The sequence below is a fragment of the Chryseobacterium taklimakanense genome (assembly GCF_900187185.1).
Taxonomy (GTDB): domain Bacteria; phylum Bacteroidota; class Bacteroidia; order Flavobacteriales; family Weeksellaceae; genus Planobacterium; species Planobacterium taklimakanense.
The window spans coordinates 720283-736003 of record NZ_LT906465.1; the positions used below are offsets into that span (position 1 = coordinate 720283).

Annotated in this window: 15 protein-coding genes; 5 read left to right on the forward strand and 10 right to left on the reverse strand. The window is 40.7% G+C overall.

What is annotated here, in order from left to right:
• Nucleotides 1-226: 226 nt before the first annotated feature.
• A complete protein-coding gene (locus CKV81_RS03500; RefSeq protein WP_095070461.1) occupies nucleotides 227-1912 on the forward strand; it encodes an APC family permease in 1686 nt (561 codons plus the stop codon).
• Nucleotides 1913-1950: 38 nt separating this feature from the next.
• Nucleotides 1951-2262, forward strand: a complete 312-nt coding sequence (locus CKV81_RS03505) for a DUF962 domain-containing protein (protein ID WP_095070463.1) — start codon at nucleotides 1951-1953, stop codon at nucleotides 2260-2262.
• A gap of 54 nt (nucleotides 2263-2316) precedes the next feature.
• Here CKV81_RS03505 and CKV81_RS03510 read toward each other — a convergent pair whose 3' ends face one another.
• The 3 genes from CKV81_RS03510 to CKV81_RS03520 all read right to left on the reverse strand — a co-directional run bounded on the left by CKV81_RS03510 (nucleotide 2317) and on the right by CKV81_RS03520 (nucleotide 5299).
• On the reverse strand, nucleotides 2317-3249 hold the full coding sequence (locus CKV81_RS03510; protein WP_095070465.1) for an SPFH domain-containing protein: 933 nt from the start codon (nucleotides 3247-3249) through the stop codon (nucleotides 2317-2319).
• A gap of 79 nt (nucleotides 3250-3328) precedes the next feature.
• Nucleotides 3329-4684, reverse strand: a complete 1356-nt coding sequence (gene dgt, locus CKV81_RS03515; protein WP_095070467.1) for a dGTP triphosphohydrolase — start codon at nucleotides 4682-4684, stop codon at nucleotides 3329-3331.
• Between the two features lie 111 nt (nucleotides 4685-4795).
• A complete protein-coding gene (locus tag CKV81_RS03520) occupies nucleotides 4796-5299 on the reverse strand; it encodes a hypothetical protein (protein WP_095070468.1) in 504 nt (167 codons plus the stop codon).
• A gap of 73 nt (nucleotides 5300-5372) precedes the next feature.
• Between CKV81_RS03520 and CKV81_RS03525 the strand changes: the two genes are divergently transcribed.
• Nucleotides 5373-6727 (forward strand): IS3 family transposase gene (locus CKV81_RS03525; protein ID WP_095072675.1). Its coding sequence is split into 2 segments (ribosomal slippage): nucleotides 5373-5847 and nucleotides 5847-6727, totalling 1356 coding nucleotides; the frame shifts between segments, so codons are not numbered across the junction.
• 64 nt (nucleotides 6728-6791) lie between these two features.
• Here the strand turns inward: CKV81_RS03525 and gcvP are convergent.
• Both gcvP and CKV81_RS03535 read right to left on the reverse strand, forming a co-directional pair.
• Entirely contained in the window at nucleotides 6792-9647 is a 2856-nt protein-coding gene (gcvP, locus tag CKV81_RS03530) for an aminomethyl-transferring glycine dehydrogenase (protein ID WP_095070470.1), read from the reverse strand.
• Nucleotides 9648-9972: 325 nt separating this feature from the next.
• Nucleotides 9973-10620 carry a J domain-containing protein gene (locus CKV81_RS03535; protein WP_095070472.1) on the reverse strand — a complete coding sequence of 216 codons (648 nt, stop codon included), beginning with the start codon at nucleotides 10618-10620 and terminating at the stop codon, nucleotides 9973-9975.
• Nucleotides 10621-10946: 326 nt separating this feature from the next.
• Here CKV81_RS03535 and CKV81_RS03540 point away from each other — a divergent pair, with 326 nt between their 5' ends.
• Nucleotides 10947-12011: a hypothetical protein gene (locus CKV81_RS03540; RefSeq protein ID WP_095070474.1), complete on the forward strand. Its 1065-nt coding sequence runs from the start codon at nucleotides 10947-10949 to the stop codon at nucleotides 12009-12011.
• A gap of 62 nt (nucleotides 12012-12073) precedes the next feature.
• On the opposite strand, the gene CKV81_RS03545 is transcribed toward CKV81_RS03540, so the two are convergent.
• From CKV81_RS03545 to CKV81_RS03555, 3 genes are all read right to left on the reverse strand, one after another.
• The gene (locus CKV81_RS03545; RefSeq protein WP_095070476.1) at nucleotides 12074-12430 is read right to left on the reverse strand and encodes an ATPase; all 357 of its coding nucleotides are present in this window, start codon (nucleotides 12428-12430) and stop codon (nucleotides 12074-12076) included.
• Between the two features lie 113 nt (nucleotides 12431-12543).
• Nucleotides 12544-12963, reverse strand: a complete 420-nt coding sequence (locus tag CKV81_RS03550) for an SRPBCC domain-containing protein (RefSeq protein WP_095070478.1) — start codon at nucleotides 12961-12963, stop codon at nucleotides 12544-12546.
• Nucleotides 12964-12995: 32 nt separating this feature from the next.
• Entirely contained in the window at nucleotides 12996-13886 is an 891-nt protein-coding gene (locus tag CKV81_RS03555) for a VOC family protein (protein WP_258454508.1), read from the reverse strand.
• A 37-nt stretch (nucleotides 13887-13923) separates the two neighbouring features.
• On the opposite strand from CKV81_RS03555, the gene CKV81_RS13300 reads away from it, so the two are divergent.
• Complete coding sequence (locus CKV81_RS13300) at nucleotides 13924-14079, forward strand: hypothetical protein (protein ID WP_157727359.1); 156 nt, start codon at nucleotides 13924-13926, stop codon at nucleotides 14077-14079.
• 28 nt (nucleotides 14080-14107) lie between these two features.
• Here CKV81_RS13300 and CKV81_RS03560 read toward each other — a convergent pair whose 3' ends face one another.
• Both CKV81_RS03560 and CKV81_RS03565 read right to left on the reverse strand, forming a co-directional pair.
• A complete protein-coding gene (locus tag CKV81_RS03560) occupies nucleotides 14108-14698 on the reverse strand; it encodes a hypothetical protein (RefSeq protein ID WP_095070480.1) in 591 nt (196 codons plus the stop codon).
• Nucleotides 14679-15095, reverse strand: a complete 417-nt coding sequence (locus tag CKV81_RS03565) for an SRPBCC domain-containing protein (protein ID WP_095070482.1) — start codon at nucleotides 15093-15095, stop codon at nucleotides 14679-14681. Before CKV81_RS03565 ends, CKV81_RS03560 begins: the two co-directional genes overlap by 20 nt.
• Nucleotides 15096-15721 lie beyond the last annotated feature (626 nt).

Here is a 15721-nt window from a genome sequence, read left to right on the forward strand (position 1 = left end):
ATATACAAAAGATATTGCCTGCACAAGTTTTTAGCTTATTGTGGAAATGTGGATAACGTTAAACTTTTCTTAAAAAAACAATGTAAAAGCGATGTTTTTATTCTATTTAAAAATAAATTTTCTTTACTCATAAAAAGCGTGGTTTTCATTATAAATTAAGAGCAATAAACGGTTTTTTATATCAACAAAAACAATTTTAATTACATTTGTTTTTTCAAAAATAACTATGAGCCAACTTTTCAGAAGGAAACGCTATAATGAAAACGACCATTCTACGGGACTCAACAGGGTTCTTGGCGTTTGGGATATTGTATTTTTTGGGCTTGCGGCCATTATCGGTGCAGGAAGTTTCAGCAGTTTGGGCGAAGCCATTTTCAGGGGCGGCCCCGGCGTTATTTCACTTTATATCATTTGCGGTATCGCATGTGGTTTTACAGCACTTTCATATGCGGAATTTGCGAGCAGAATACCTACTGCGGGCAGTGCATACACGTATGCTTATGCCAGTTTTGGGGAACTGATTGCGTGGATTATTGGGTGGGCACTCATTATGGAATATTCTTTCGGGAATATATATGTGGCATTTTCCTGGTCTGATTATTTTACAAGTTTTGTGGAAAGGCTTGGCTTTCACATTCCTGATTTCCTTTCTACCAGTTATCCCGAAGCTAAAAAAGCTTTTGAAAGCGGCTCCGAAAATTCCGAGCTTGTCAATGCGTGGAACTCCGCCCCCGTCATTGGCGGACTGAAATTTATCGTGGATATTCCCGCACTGATTATCAATGCTTTTATTACAGGATTGGTGTATATCGGAGTAAAAGAAAGTAAAAATTTCAATAATTTACTTGTAATCTTGAAATTGGCGGTGATATTCCTGATTATTGCAGTAGGCGTGGCTTATGTCAATGCAGACAACTGGACCCCGACGAATGCGCAGGGCGTACAAAGCTTTATGCCGAACGGATTTTCCGGAGTGATGGCTGCGGTTTCCGGAGTTTTCTTTGCTTACATTGGGTTCGATGCTTTGAGTGTTCTGTCTGAAGAAACGAAAAATCCACAAAAAAATCTCCCGCGAGGAATGATTATTTCGCTTGTTTTAAGCACAGTAATTTATATGGCATTAACCCTTATCCTCACCGGTATTGTGCATTACAAAAAGTTTGAAGGCATTGGTGATCCACTCGCATTCATCTTCTCTCCGGATAACGCAAACTTGCCGTGGATGGAATTTGTGGTTTCAATTACAGCCATTGTGGCTATTACGACGGTGTTGCTGGTGTTTCAGATGGGACAGCCGAGAATCTGGTATGCGATGAGCCGCGACGGGCTGATGCCGAAGAAATTTTCAGAAATACATCCTAAATATAAAACACCGTCTTTCGCGACGATTGTTACCGGAATTGCGGTGGGTCTTCCCATCCTCTTTACGGATAAAACTTTCATCCTGGATTTCACCAGTATCGGGACGATTTTCGCTTTTGTTCTGGTAAACGGAGGAATCCTTCTGATGCCGCAAAAAGAAAAACTGAAAGGCCGTTTCCACCTGCCGTATGTGAATTCAAAATTCATTTTCCCGGTTCTGTTCCTTGGTGGGCTGGCTGGCTTCTATTTCTGGCAGCCGGAATTTTTCCACAATATTCTGGAATGGAGCGATCCGGCAGAGGGCGAATTCAGGCTTTCGGTGACGGTTTATATTCTGATCAATTTCGTTTTGGTTTATCTTTCATTTACCAAAAATTTAAATCTGATTCCGTTGCTCGGGCTGTCTTCATGTCTTTATCTTTTGACGGGAATGACGCACAACAACTGGTTCTGGTTTCTGCTTTGGTTCGCTATCGGGCTGATTATATACTTCTGTTACGGCGTTAAACACAGCAAACTGGAACAGGATTTGAATGGTGACTTGAAGTAGCAGGGACTAATCTCACATCTCCTTCTCACAAACTATTTATGAGCGAAAGAATCAAATCATTTCCGCAGTTTTATCAGTTTTACCTTACCGAACACAGCAAAATGTGGACGAGGATCTTTCATTTTGTCGGGACGTTTTTGGTGTTTTGGGTGTTAGGTTTCGTGATTTATTCAGGTAAAGAACGCTTCCTGTGGTATTTGCCGATTGTGGGTTATGGTTTCGCCTGGTTCTCGCATGCAGTTTTCGAGAAAAATACACCGGCGACTTTTAAATATCCGCTTTGGTCGTTACTTTCAGATTTCAGGATGTTTTTTGAATTATTAACAGGTAAAATCAAATTCAAGTCATAAAAAAATGCCCCGGAAATTTTCGGGGCAATATTTTTATTAAAATGAAAAATTAAATTAATGACTGTGTCTGTCCGGTGGATTTGGAAGTTTACTCTTATCCAAGTCAGCAAACTGTTGGGTTGCAGCCATGGAAACCACTAAATCGTTCAGCATATTGCTCGCTGCAGTCGGCGAATTTGGTAACAGAACCAAATTACTTCTGTTATTGGAACCTACGGAATGAAGGGTATCGTAGTGCTGCGTCACCACGATTAAAGCCGAAGCTTCCGCTGCGTTGATATTGACGTCGTTCAGCATTTCTACAGACTCTTTCAAACCTTTTGCAATTTCTCTTCTCTGGTCAGCAATACCCTGGCCCTGAAGTTTTTTCGATTCTGCTTCAGCTTTTGCCACAGCAACAATTCTGATTCTCTGAGCTTCAGATTCATACTCCGCAGCGGTTTTTTCGCGTTCTGCGGCATTGATACGGTTCATGGCGTGTTTTACCTGCTCATCCGGGTCGATATCGGTAACCAGAGCTTTGATGATGTCATAACCGTAGCTTTGCATCGCGTCCTGAAGCTCGCCTTTTACAGCAATTGCGATATCATCTTTTCTCACAAAGACATCGTCGAGTTTCATTTTTGGAACTTCAGCTCTCACCACGTCGAAAACGTAGGAAGTGATCTGTCCTTCCGGATATTCCAATTTATAGAATGCATCAGCCACCTGTTCCCGGATTACCTGATACTGCACGGAAACCTTCATCTTGACGAAAACATTATCCAAAGTTTTTGTATCGATGATGACATCCAGCTGCTGAATCCTGAGATTCATTCTTTTTGAAATCTGGTCAATTAACGGAATCTTGAGGTGAAAACCGGCATGGCGCACCGACTGCAATTTACCGAAACGTTCTACAATAGCGGCTGTTTGCTGCTTTACAATAAAGAAAGAAGCGAATAAAATAATGAGCCCCAGAAAGGCTACAATTCCGATTAATGACATAATTTAGAGTTTTTTAAGTTTATTAATTAGTCTGATTTCTCTGTTGAAAGTTACAGATTTTTTCTGATTTAAAATCAGATTAAACCGTCATGCCGATATCAATACCTTTTATTTTACGGTAAAGGTCTGTGGCGAAATTATCCGTCATGCCAGACACAAAATCCAGAACACCCAGCACTTTCTGATAAACGGTTCCGTCTTCATAATGGAACTGCTGCGGCATCAGCTGGAGTGCTTTTTTATCATATGATTTTCTTTCGGATTTATCTTTGATGATTGGTGGGATGAAATGGTTCAGCAACTCGTACATGACGTTATAGCCAGCATTTTCAATCTCCACAACAGAGCGGTGGCCGTATATTTTTTCAATGGAAAAACTTTCAATTTCCTGTAGTGACGGATTTACAGTTTTATACGAATCCAAAAGCGCCAGGTGCAAAGTTCCGTTCAAAATCTTATCAAAACTTTCACGGTAAATTTCTATGGATGTATTGATGAGCGCATTGATGACTTTTGCCCGCAAATAAGAAATTCTCTCGTTGGCATTAGTCAGCGTACTTCGCTTAACCATAACCCTCTCCAGATTTTGATTTTCAGATTTTATCAGTTCAAAAAACAAATCTTCAATATCTGAAGTTGCTACAATTCCCAATCTGTGAGCATCTTCCATATCGATGATGTTGTAGCAGATATCGTCCGCCGCTTCCACAAGCCACACAAAAGGGTGACGCTTAAAAATCGTAGGCTCGCTACTTTCCGGAATCATATTCACGGAATTTGCGATCTGAAGGAAGGTTTCCTTTTCATTTTGAAAAAAGCCAAACTTTTTGCGGTGCAGAATTCCTTTTTTCTTGGCAACGGCTTCGCACGGATACTTCGCGATGCTTGCAAGCGTGGTGTGCGTCAATTGGGTTCCGCCGTCGTCTTTGCCTTGTTGCTTGTGCGTCAAAACCCGGACCGCATTGGCATTTCCCTCAAAATTCACCAAATCGGCCCACTCTTTTTCATTAAATTTTTCTTTTAAACCTGATTCATTTCTTTCAAAATAACTGGCGATCGCATCCTCCCCGGAGTGCCCAAAAGCCGGATTACCAACGTCGTGACAAAGGCAGGCCGCTGCAATCACATTGCTTAGATTATGAAGGTAAAAGTTTTTGGAGTCGTCTGACAGTTCATTTGAGAAATTCTGAACAATAAATTCGCCGGCCAAACTTCCCAAACTTCGGCCAACAGAAGAAACTTCCAAAGAATGTGTCAACCGGTTATGCACAAAAACACTGCCCGGGAGCGGAAAAACCTGTGTCTTGTTCTGCAGTCTACGAAACGCGGATGAGAAAATAATACGGTCGAAATCGCGCTGAAAATCTGTTCGGGAAGCGGAAGTAGCACCGTGGTTGCCAGTGCGGCGGTTGGTGTAGAGTTGGTTTAAGTTCATTTTATTGTGGGGTAAAGCCAGTCATCAATTGTAAGCCTATAACTGTTTTTCATAAATATAACTTACAGCAATAGAAATAAATTAGCCATGCTGAAAACCTAATACGTTACTTTAATTATTTTCAGTAAAAACAGATATCAAAATTTGCTCTCTAACCGGACGCTGACATTTCGCGAACGGCATTACCTTTATGATTTCCTGAGATTTGACCAACGAAACCATATGATCTGCAACTCTGTCATCAGAAACCTTTAGTTTCTCAATCTTTTCATAATTTCCTGCAAAACCTACCCAGATTCTTATTCTGTTTTCACCAGCTTTTACATCAGCAGGAATTTTTAATCTTTTTTGAAATTCAGGCTGAAATTTTAAAAGGTCTCCGTAAAAATCTGCTTCTGAATAACCGTCCTGCAAAATCAAATTTCTGGTGTGGCCTATTATACTGTCTTTTGCTTTTCCGTTACTTTTATCAGCTTCAAAATATTTTTTACAGACATCTTTGTTCCCATCTAAGATTGTGGAAGAATAAGACACCTTGTGAAGCGGTAATTTTTTATTGGCTTGTGAAAAAGCAAAGAATGGTAAGATTAAAAGTATGATGAATGGCTGTTTCATATTTTTCAAATATAAAAAAATCCCGGAAATGGACTGCCCCCAAAAAGTTAGACACTTTTTAGGGGCATTTTTTATGGGGAAAAGTAAATATTCAGTAGACTTTAAATTAAAAGCTATAAAGAGATATCACAAAGGTGACATTGGAACAGACGATTTAGGAAAACGCATTGGAGTTTGTGGTTCATTGGTTCGTAAATGGATAAAATTTTATGAACTTTATGGAGTTTCAGGACTTGTTCGGCTTTCCAATACGCATTACACAAAAGATTTTAAATTAAAGATTTTATCAGTAATTGAGAAAGAGAATTTAAGTTTAAAAGAAGCGTCGAGAAGGTTTAATATTCCTGCGGAGTCCAGTATTCTTAGTTGGCAGCGTAATTACAAAAAAAATGGTATTTTAGGTTTAGAAAACAGACCCAGGGGAAGACCTAAAACCATGAGTAATTACAAGCGAAAAAAAAAGAAAACAGGCAAACCCTTAACAAGGGAGGAAGAACTGTTGGAGAGGATTTATTATTTAGAAGCCGAGAACGCCATTTTAAAAAAGTTAGACGCCTTAATTCAGGAAAGGAAAAATCCAAAGCCATCGAAGAGTTAAGGCAGGACTTTGATTTAGCAGTACTGCTGCATTGTACATCGATGGCAAGAAGCAGTTTTTATTACTATCAAAAACGATTTCAAATGAAAGATAAATATGCGGAAATAAAAGAAATGATTAAGCAGATTTATCATCGTCACAAAGGAAGGTTGGGCTATAGAAGAATTACTTTGCTTTTGAAAGAAAAAGGAATTTTGATTAATCACAAAACTGTTTTACGACTTATGAAAATATTAGGTTTAAAGAGTATTATCCGAGTGAAGAAATATAAATCTTACAAGGGAGAGCAAGGGAAAATTGCGCCCAATGTTCTACAGAGGAATTTCAAATCGGACACTCCTAATCAGAAATGGGCAACTGATGTTACAGAGTTTAATGTATCGGGTAATAAACTTTACCTATCTCCAATCATCGATTTATTTAATGGTGAAATTGTCAGTTTTGACCTATCTGAAAGACCTGTGTTTAGCCAAATCATCAGGATGCTAAAGAAATCATTCAGAAAAGTAAAATCTACACAAAACATCATTCTACATTCTGATCAAGGTTGGCAGTATCAAATGAAACATTACCAAAACTTGTTAAAAGAAAAAGGTATTATTCAAAGTATGTCCAGAAAAGGAAACTGTTTGGACAATGCGGTGATAGAAAACTTTTTTGGAACAATAAAATCAGAAATGTTTTATACCAGAAAGTTTGGTTCCATTCAGGAACTTAAGATGGAAATAGTGAAGTACATTCACTATTACAACAATGATAGAATAAGACTCAATCTCAAAGGAAAGAGTCCGGTACAGTACCGAACTCTTTCCTTTGAGAATATTGTTTAATTTTGTCTAAACTTTTGGGTGCAGTCTAAAAATCTCCGGGACTCATATTATAGCAAAATTAATTTTACATATACGCTTCAATCGGCTCACAGGTACAGACCAGATTTCTGTCGCCATACGCTTCATCAACTCTGGAAACGGATGCGAAGAATTTATGGTCGCGAACCCAATCCAAAGGATAAGCCGCTTTTTCTCTGCTGTACGGTTTATCCCACGAATCTGAAATCACCACCTGTTCCGTGTGCGGTGCATTTTTCAAAACGTTGTTATCGGCCGGCATATCACCGTTGGCGATTTCATCGATTTCTTTTTTAATGCTGATCAGCGCTTCTGCAAAACGGTCGATTTCTTCCTTGCTTTCAGACTCTGTAGGTTCGATCATTAAAGTTCCGGCAACCGGGAAGGAAACCGTCGGCGCGTGGAACCCGTAATCCATCAAACGTTTGGCCACATCAGCCACTTCAATTCCAAGAGATTTAAACTGGCGGAAATCTACGATACATTCGTGAGCCACCCTTCCGTTTTCGTTTTGGTAAAGGATTGGGTAATGCTCCGCTAAAACTTCTTTCAGATAATTCGCATTCAAAATTGCGTGCTCTGTTGATTTTTTCAGACCTTCAGTGCCAAGCATCTTGATGTAAGCGTAAGAAATATTCAGAACCAAAGCAGAACCGTAAGGCGCCGCTGAAATTCCTTCAAGAGCCTGTTTTCCTCCTGTTTTGATATTTGGATTTGAAGGAAGGAACGGCACTAAATGCGCCGCAACGCAAATAGGACCAACACCTGGGCCGCCGCCGCCGTGCGGAATCGCAAAAGTCTTGTGAAGATTCAGGTGACAAACATCGGCACCGATATTGCCGGGACTGGTGTATCCAACCTGTGCATTCATATTGGCGCCATCCATATACACCTGGCCGCCGTTATCGTGAATTACTTTGATGATTTCTTTGATATTTGCATCGAAGAAGCCGTAGGTCGAAGGATAAGTAATCATTGCTGCAGCAAGGTTATCCCTGTGCTCTTCAGCTTTTGCCTGCCAGTCAGCCGGATCGATTTCTCCGTTTTCAAGGTTTTTACAAACCACTACTTTCATCCCTGCCAAAACAGCAGAAGCCGGATTGGTACCGTGTGCAGACTGCGGAATCAGTACGATATTTCTGTGTCCCTGTCCGTTAGCGGCATGATAAGCCCTGATGACCATGAGGCCTGCATATTCTCCCTGAGCACCTGAATTTGGCTGAAGCGAAGTACCCGCAAATCCAGTAATTTCAGAAAGGTCTTTTTCAAGCTCCCGGATCATTTCCTGGTAACCGCCCGCCTGTTCCGTAGGTACAAACGGATGGATATTTCCCCATTCGCCCCAGGACAGAGGCAGCATTTGAGTTGCTGCGTTCAGTTTCATCGTACATGATCCCAGAGAAATCATGGAATGTGTAAGCGAAAGGTCTTTTCTTTCCAAACGCTTACTGTAGCGCATGAGTTCAGTTTCCGTGTGATATTTATTGAAGACCTCTTCAGTGAGAATTTCATCTTTCCGGAGAAGTTCAGAAGGAATGGTGTACTCTTCTTTTAATTCAAGTTTAAAGGCCTGCTTTTCCTTGAAATTTGCAAAACCTTCAACCAGATAATTCAGCTTGTTAACGGTGGTGCTTTCGTTGATGGCAATACTTACCACCCCTTCTGTAAAATAATTCAGATTGATCCTTCTGTCGCGCATCATACGCGTCAGCTTTGCTTTTTCGTCCTCGTGAAGTCTGATTTTCACGGTATCAAAAACAGGTTCTTCCACCACATCATAACCTAAAGCTTTTAAGGCGCCAGCCAGAGCATTGGTTTTAAAATGAATCTGGTCAGCAATATATTGAAGGCCTTTTGGACCGTGGTACACCGCGTACATACCCGCCATCACCGCCAAAAGAACCTGAGCAGTACAGATATTTGAAGTTGCTCTTTCTCTTTTGATGTGCTGTTCCCTGGTTTGAAGCGCCATTCTCAATGCGCGTCTTCCGTAAGCATCCTGTGAAACCCCGATAATTCTTCCCGGGATGTCGCGTTTATAATCATCTTTACAAGCAAAAAATGCCGCGTGCGGGCCACCGTAACCCATCGGGATGCCGAACCTTTGGGAAGTTCCCACGGCACAGTCAGCACCCATCTCTGCAGGAGATTTCAGTTTTACCAACGCTAAAATATCGCAGGCCACTGCTACCTGAAGATGATGCTCCTTGTAAGATTGAATGTCTTCTGAATAGTCTAAAACAATTCCGTTTTTACCCGGATACTGCAATAAAACTCCAAAATAGTTTTCGTTGAACTGGTGTGTTTTGTGGTTTCCGACAATCACTTCGATTCCCAAACCTTCGGCTTTGGTTTTCAGCACCGCAACCGTTTGCGGCAACACGAGGTCTGAAACGAAGAATTTATTGGCATTTTTTTTCTGCTCTCTGGTTCTGCTTCCGAAGAACATACTCATCGCTTCTGCGGCTGCAGTGGATTCATCCAAAAGTGACGCATTTGCCAGCGGAAAACCGGTCAGGTTGGCAATTACCGTCTGATAATTTAGAAGTGCCTCCAGCCTTCCCTGTGCAATTTCAGCCTGATATGGTGTGTAAGCCGTGTACCATGAAGGATTTTCAAAAATATTTCTTTTAATAGCCGACGGCAAAATCGTATTGTTATAACCAAAACCGATATAGTTCGCGAAATCCGCATTTTTACTTGCCAAAGCTTTGGAATGGCGCAGCATTTCATACTCAGAAAGTGCTCTGGAAATATTGAGTTCTTTTTCTAAACGGATCGAATCTGGAATGGTCTGCGAAATCAGTTCATCTACTCCGGAAACACCAACTTTCTCAAGCATAGCCTTTTTGTCAGCTTCGTTCATCGAGATGTGGCGGTTCACAAACATTGTTGTATTCATACTTTTTATTTGATTATTTTTTATCAGAAAAATGATGTGTAAAAATACGATTTTTTGGTGTGACTGACAACGGGATTTTTTATGCCAAAAGTCGCCAGAATGATCAATTATTATTTTGATTAATTCTAAATTAGATTTATCTTTGCATGATGAACCCGCAGATTACGCCATTTAAAATTAAACCGTTAGCGCCGGCATTTAATTATTCTACCGAGGAAATGTTTTGTGATAAAAAGAAATGCTGCAAAAAATTCAAGAAAGGCAAGCGTTGTAAAAAATGTCCGGGACGGCTGAAAATGGCTTAGAATTCTTTAAAACAAAAAAATCACTTAGTGCTGGTGTAAAGCAGCATGGCAGCAACTGCAAGCAGCAATACCGCCATCAGTACATATAAAGCTCTGGAGTAATTTGCAGGATTTGCCGGCAGTTTCGGATTGGGCTGAAAAATCTCCTCCGCTTCACTTCTAAATTTTTCTTTTTCGTTTTCAAAAACCTCTGTTATGGTAATTCCCTGCACGGCGGTACGTCGCAGCAATGAATTGTGGGCATGCAAAAGCAACTGAAATTTTCCGTCTTTAAACTCCGTAATCCTAAAAGTCCGTTCGCCGTAAGCTTTTTCCAACCCAAAAGGCATTATCTTGACCACATCCGCATTGTTGGTGATCCATTTCACGGTAATTTCCTCGCCTTTCACGGCGTGAATCTTATTGGCCGTAAAGGTTTTTATCGCGGGTGGCAAATTACTTCTGAAAGTTTTTTGAAACCCCTCGAAATTAGAATCGTAGGTCTTGCGCAGTTCACTGTCGCTTAAAGTGTCGTAAGCCTCCTGCACTTCCCGGAAACGGTTCTCGAAAAATCCGTCATCCGCATTTTTGTCGGGATGGTATTTCAGCGAAAGCTTGCGATAGGCTTTTTTGATGTCTTCATCAGAAGCATCAGGTTTTACACCAAGAAAATAGTAATAGTCTTTCACAAATGAGGTTGTGAGGCAAATTTAATAAAAAGATGCGGTTGAGTGGTTGTAATTTAGTGGTTGAGTGGTTGAGTGGTTGGGTGGTGGAGTGGTTGAATGGTATTGTAATTTAGTAAATGGTGATTTTTTTTGTGGGCTGAAGGGGCGAAACGTGATCGACAGTCCCGATTGGAGCATCTGTTTGAGCTCTTTTTGTTTTTTTGGGGTTTAAGAGTTGGGGAAAAAACAAAAAAGCGAGTGCGGAAAGCGGGTCCGTGAGGCCAACTGATACGCCTGTCGTCTTGCTCCTAAAAAATTCGTAAATTAGATTTTTAATTCACCAGACGATGAATCCTACAGGAAACGGCGACATCAAAATCTCGAAAAAGAAAATTCATTATCCCATCAATGACGACTTAATGGGCTATCTTGATGAGTTTCATCGCACTATGAAATCGCCGGTATTGTACGAAGATTTGATGCGCTTTACCGATCACTGGCCGATCCTGGACAGCCAGGGGAAAGATACGCTTTGGGAAGGCGTTATGTACCATCATCACGAACAGGATGAGATTAACAGCGGCCTGCTGAAGATTTACCAAAGGCTGCGTAGCGACGGCAACGAGGAAGCCACGCATCACCTTACGGTAGACAGTATCGATTACTGCACGTTTGGAAATTCGCGCCCGTTCCGGATTAAAATCCGTAATCTGGATAATGATATTCACGATTATTTTTACGTGAAAAAAGCCGATGCATCACGGATCTACGGCCTGGAACTGGAGTATCTGCTCTCGCCAAACCGAGTCTATTTTCTGGTTTATAAAAACACGCTGATTGAAGAGCATATTTCTGGAATCCCGGGAGATGTTTTTTTGGACCGGTATGTGAACGAATACAGCAACAAAAAGAGGATTGCCAAGGAGTTTGTAAAGTTTAATGAGCGGTGTTTCCTGCGACTGCTCGGCGACCAGAGATCTTATAACTTTGTGATTGAAATGACCCCGGATTTTGATGAGGTGAAGTATAGAATCCGCAGCATAGATTTTGACCAGCAGTGCTATGAAGGCAGAATGAACACGTACAAGCCCCAATTTTTCAGAGAAAATCTGGATTATGTGAAGTTTGTTTCAGAAAATATCGAGGAATCATCGATCATACAATACCAAAAAGAGGAACGCTCGCTGATGGCGAAACGAATGATTGTAGGCGCTGAAAGGCTAAAAAAATTAATGGCCATCATGAAGGAAGACACCATTGCTCCCGCCGAAAAAACTGAGCAACTGAAACATGAGATCTTCAACTACCTGCACGATAATTCGCTGAAAAAGTGCCAAACGATGGGCGATATCATGGATGTAATCCTGAATTTTACGCTCCGCAATTACCAGAGTGAACTGAGTGAGAAGTAAATCGGCGGCAAACCGGGCTAGGTTTGCCGCCGCTCATAATTGCCAGAAGTTGTGCCGGATATTTACTCACTTTCCGCAAGTTCTTTTATTTTTTCAAACGCCCGGTGAAAAGCGTTTTTCATATAATCCTCATACTCCTGCATTGTTTGCGTTTTGGCGGTAAGTTTGGTATAACCGGGAAATTCGGTGAGGATATATTTTTCCTGCGCGCCGCTCCATTCTGCGACTTCTTTGGTGTTGAACACTTCCTCGCCATCTTTCAGAGAACCAAGATGCTTGAAAACCACTTCAAAAGGCGCATTGAGTGTTTCGATTGTAGAAAGCATACCGTTTTTGCCGGTAGAATCTAGAAAAAGCGTTTTGCCGCCAACCTGCCAGTCGGATTCGTAGTAGACCCTTCTGAGAAACAGTTGGCCCACTTCCTGTAAGTACCGTCGTTCCAGAGGATTTGCCAGATTTTTTCTGCAGGTGCTTTGATGTCGGTTTCATGAATTATTGTTACCATATTTTGTGATTTGGATGTTTAATGTTTTTAAGATTCAGCCAGTTCTTTCACTTTTTGGATCATATTTGGATAATTGCTGCTGAAGAAATCTGCAAATTCATCCAGAGCATTAACCTCGATTTTTAGCTGTGTGCCGTTTGACGATTCTTCCAAAAGATAAGTTTCCCAGGAATTTTCCCAGTCTTGCGGCGACTCTTCCCCATCGTTAATCCAACCCAGATGCTGAAATTTCATCTCTTTTTCAGGAATATTTTTCTCGACGAAACTGTACATTCCGTTGCGGTCTTCACCAAAAAAATAAATCTTGCTATCCTGCTGAAAATTTCCTTCATAGTAAGAGCAGTTTAAAGTCGGAGCCCATGCTTTGAAAGACTCCTCCTGCCAAAGCGTGTCCCACACTTTTTCCCGCGTGGCATTAATTTCTGTTTCAAAATTCAGTAGTGGCATAGCTAATTTAATTTATGTTTAAATTTTAATGTCTAAGGTTTCGAGTTGTAAGCACTTTCCAAATCCGCAATTACGATTTTTTTCATCTGCAACATGGCTTCGACCACTTTTTGGGCTTTTTCGGGATGCCTGGAATCGTTCATCAGTTCCAGTAGCCTTTTCGGAACAATCTGCCAGCTTACGCCAAATTTATCTTTCAGCCAACCGCAGCGGCTTTCTTCACCGCCACCGGCAGTAAGCGAATTCCAGAACTTGTCGGTTTCATCCTGATTATCAGTCATCACCACGATTGAAATCCCTTCATTGAAATCGAATCTATGGTCGTAGGAATTATCCATACAGAAAAAAGCATAACCGTCAAGCTCAAAAGCTGCATGCTGCACATTTTCAGGCACTTCGTGAGCTTCGTTTCCTAAACCTTCGCCATATTTCAGGACGCGGGTGATTTTAGAATTCGGAAAAATACCAGTGTAAAGCTCCATCGCTTCTAACGCCTTTCCATTGTTTTGGTGAATGAACATGAGGGTTGGCACGATGGTCTGATCACCTTGTTTTTCGCCGAGGTAAAGCTGCCAGGTAACCCCAAATTTATCACGAACCCAGCCGTATTTTTTACTCCACGGATATTCGCCCAGTTCCATCAGGACAATTCCGTCGGCTGCAAGCGGTTTCCAATATTTATCGATCTCCTCCTCGGTTTCGCATAAAACCATAAAAGAAATGGAGGCATTTTTTTCAAACTGAGGGCCACCGTTCAGCAGCATCATTCTTTGTCCAAAAATCTCAATATTGATAACCACTGGCGAATCGACCGCAATCCTGCCACCGAAAATACTGCAGTAGAATTCAGCGGACTGCTTGGCATCGCCGTTGTACCAAAGGGAGGGAAAAACATCATTGTTCACAGTAAATCTTTTTCTCAAATTTAAGTTTTTAATATTTAAGTGCAATCTATTTTTGATGAGAAAAAAAAGAACCCTTCTCAAAGAAAATGAAAAGGGTCCCGCGAACTCCCAGACAGTGGACAGCCACAGGAAAAATCTGATGCAGAAATTTGAAGTGAACAAAACGGTCAATCTCCTTCAAAAAGCTAAAGAATTTGGAATTCTGCAGTGATTACCTAAGTTGATTCATTTATACTTTTTTAATCCGCAAACTGCTCTAATGAATTTTTAAAATGAAGATACTGATCCCGGTAACGCTCTAAATCTTCGTTTGAAGCGTATTTTATTCCGAAAATTTTATTAATCTGGCCCTCTATTTCAGAGCTTTCTTCATAGGATCTGAAATAGCTGCCGTCTTTTGCAGCCACACTCCATCTTTTTATGAAAATACCGTTTTGGGTTTCCGCCTTCGTTTCCAGTATCTTTTCGTTTTGCTGAATTTTAATATCCCCAGGTTTCCCGCTCCACTGCGGCGAAAAAATATAAAACTGAACCTTACCGTCCGGCGAGGTGAAAAATGCACTGTCAAAACCTTCCGAGCTCGTCGATGATTTCAAGGAATTTTCAACTTTGAAACTGGCGGGATATTCAATGTCAAACCAAGCGCCTTTGTAAGTGGAATAAGTTAAGATGGTTTTCTCTTCTCCTGCCTTATGCTCATTCACCGCTGAATCCTTCATCATTTCAATCGTATCAACTTTAGATTCCACATCGGAATATTCAGTTTTCTTGCAGGAAAAAATGATGATAAAACTGAGAAAAGGAATAAATTTATTTCTGTTTTTCAACATATTTTTCAAAATTATTCAGCACCACATCCCAGAAACGTTTCTGGGTTTCGCGGGTATTTTTGGTTTCCGGTTCAAAAAGCATCGTGAATTTTGTAGTACCGTCATCAATTTTGACAAAATGGAATTCCACCGAGCGGCCGTCATCAAGACGGGAAAGTATTTTCTCCAGATCCCTCAACTCCTGAATCGTTCCACTGAACTGGTACCCGAAACTGCCGTCCTTTGCTTCCATCGTGTAGTTGAATTTACCGCCCTCACGCAGGTCATTCACCGCTTTCGGAACTTTGTAGCTGTGCGTGGCAAAAAACCATTTGGAAATATGTTTCGGATCCGCAAAACAATCCCAAACCCTCTTCAAAGGTGCAAGAAGCATCACTTCAGATTTTATTGTCTCCATATCATAATTTTTTTCTAAATATACTTAAAATTAAAATGAAAAACCGAACGAAAACCCACTTTCTCTATACCAGTTAAATTTCAAAACAAATATACTCTCACAGATCACACAGGTTTTCACAGAAGTAATTTAATATTTCCATAAAATCCGGGATAATCTGTGGCATCCGTGCGAAAAAAAATCTGCGAAAACTCTGAAATCTGCGGGGAACAATATTTCACAGATCACACAGATTTTCACAGAAGTAAATTAATATTTACATAAAATCCGTGATAATCTGTGCCATCTGTGTGAAAAAAAAAAATCTGCGAAATCCCTGAAAGCTGCATAAGAGAAAAATCTCACAGAACACACAGATCACACAGAAGTAAATTAATATTTACATAAGATCCGTGATAATCTGTGTCATCCGTGCGAAAAAAAAATCTGCGAAATCTCTGAAATCTGCGGGAGAAAAAAAATCTCACAGATCACACAGATTTCCAAAGAAGTAAATTAATATTTCCATAAAATCCGTGATAATCTGTGTCATCCGTGTGAGAAAAAAATCTGCGAAATCTACACAATCTGCCGGAAAAAAATCTCACAGATCACACAGATTTCCACAGAAGTAAATTAATATTTCC

Excerpts from the sequence above, each read along its gene's own strand:
- CKV81_RS03500 (WP_095070461.1), top strand. The coding sequence starts at position 227 with ATGAGCCAACTTTTCAGAAGGAAACGCTATAATGAAAACGACCATTCT.
- CKV81_RS03505 (WP_095070463.1), top strand. The coding sequence starts at position 1,951 with ATGAGCGAAAGAATCAAATCATTTCCGCAGTTTTATCAGTTTTACCTT.
- CKV81_RS03510 (WP_095070465.1), bottom strand. The coding sequence starts at position 3,249 with ATGTCATTAATCGGAATTGTAGCCTTTCTGGGGCTCATTATTTTATTC.
- dgt (WP_095070467.1), bottom strand. The coding sequence starts at position 4,684 with ATGAACTTAAACCAACTCTACACCAACCGCCGCACTGGCAACCACGGT.
- CKV81_RS03520 (WP_095070468.1), bottom strand. The coding sequence starts at position 5,299 with ATGAAACAGCCATTCATCATACTTTTAATCTTACCATTCTTTGCTTTT.
- gcvP (WP_095070470.1), bottom strand. The coding sequence starts at position 9,647 with ATGAATACAACAATGTTTGTGAACCGCCACATCTCGATGAACGAAGCT.
- CKV81_RS03540 (WP_095070474.1), top strand. The coding sequence starts at position 10,947 with ATGAATCCTACAGGAAACGGCGACATCAAAATCTCGAAAAAGAAAATT.
- CKV81_RS03550 (WP_095070478.1), bottom strand. The coding sequence starts at position 12,963 with ATGCCACTACTGAATTTTGAAACAGAAATTAATGCCACGCGGGAAAAA.
- CKV81_RS13300 (WP_157727359.1), top strand. The coding sequence starts at position 13,924 with ATGAGAAAAAAAAGAACCCTTCTCAAAGAAAATGAAAAGGGTCCCGCG.
- CKV81_RS03560 (WP_095070480.1), bottom strand. The coding sequence starts at position 14,698 with ATGTTGAAAAACAGAAATAAATTTATTCCTTTTCTCAGTTTTATCATC.
- CKV81_RS03565 (WP_095070482.1), bottom strand. The coding sequence starts at position 15,095 with ATGGAGACAATAAAATCTGAAGTGATGCTTCTTGCACCTTTGAAGAGG.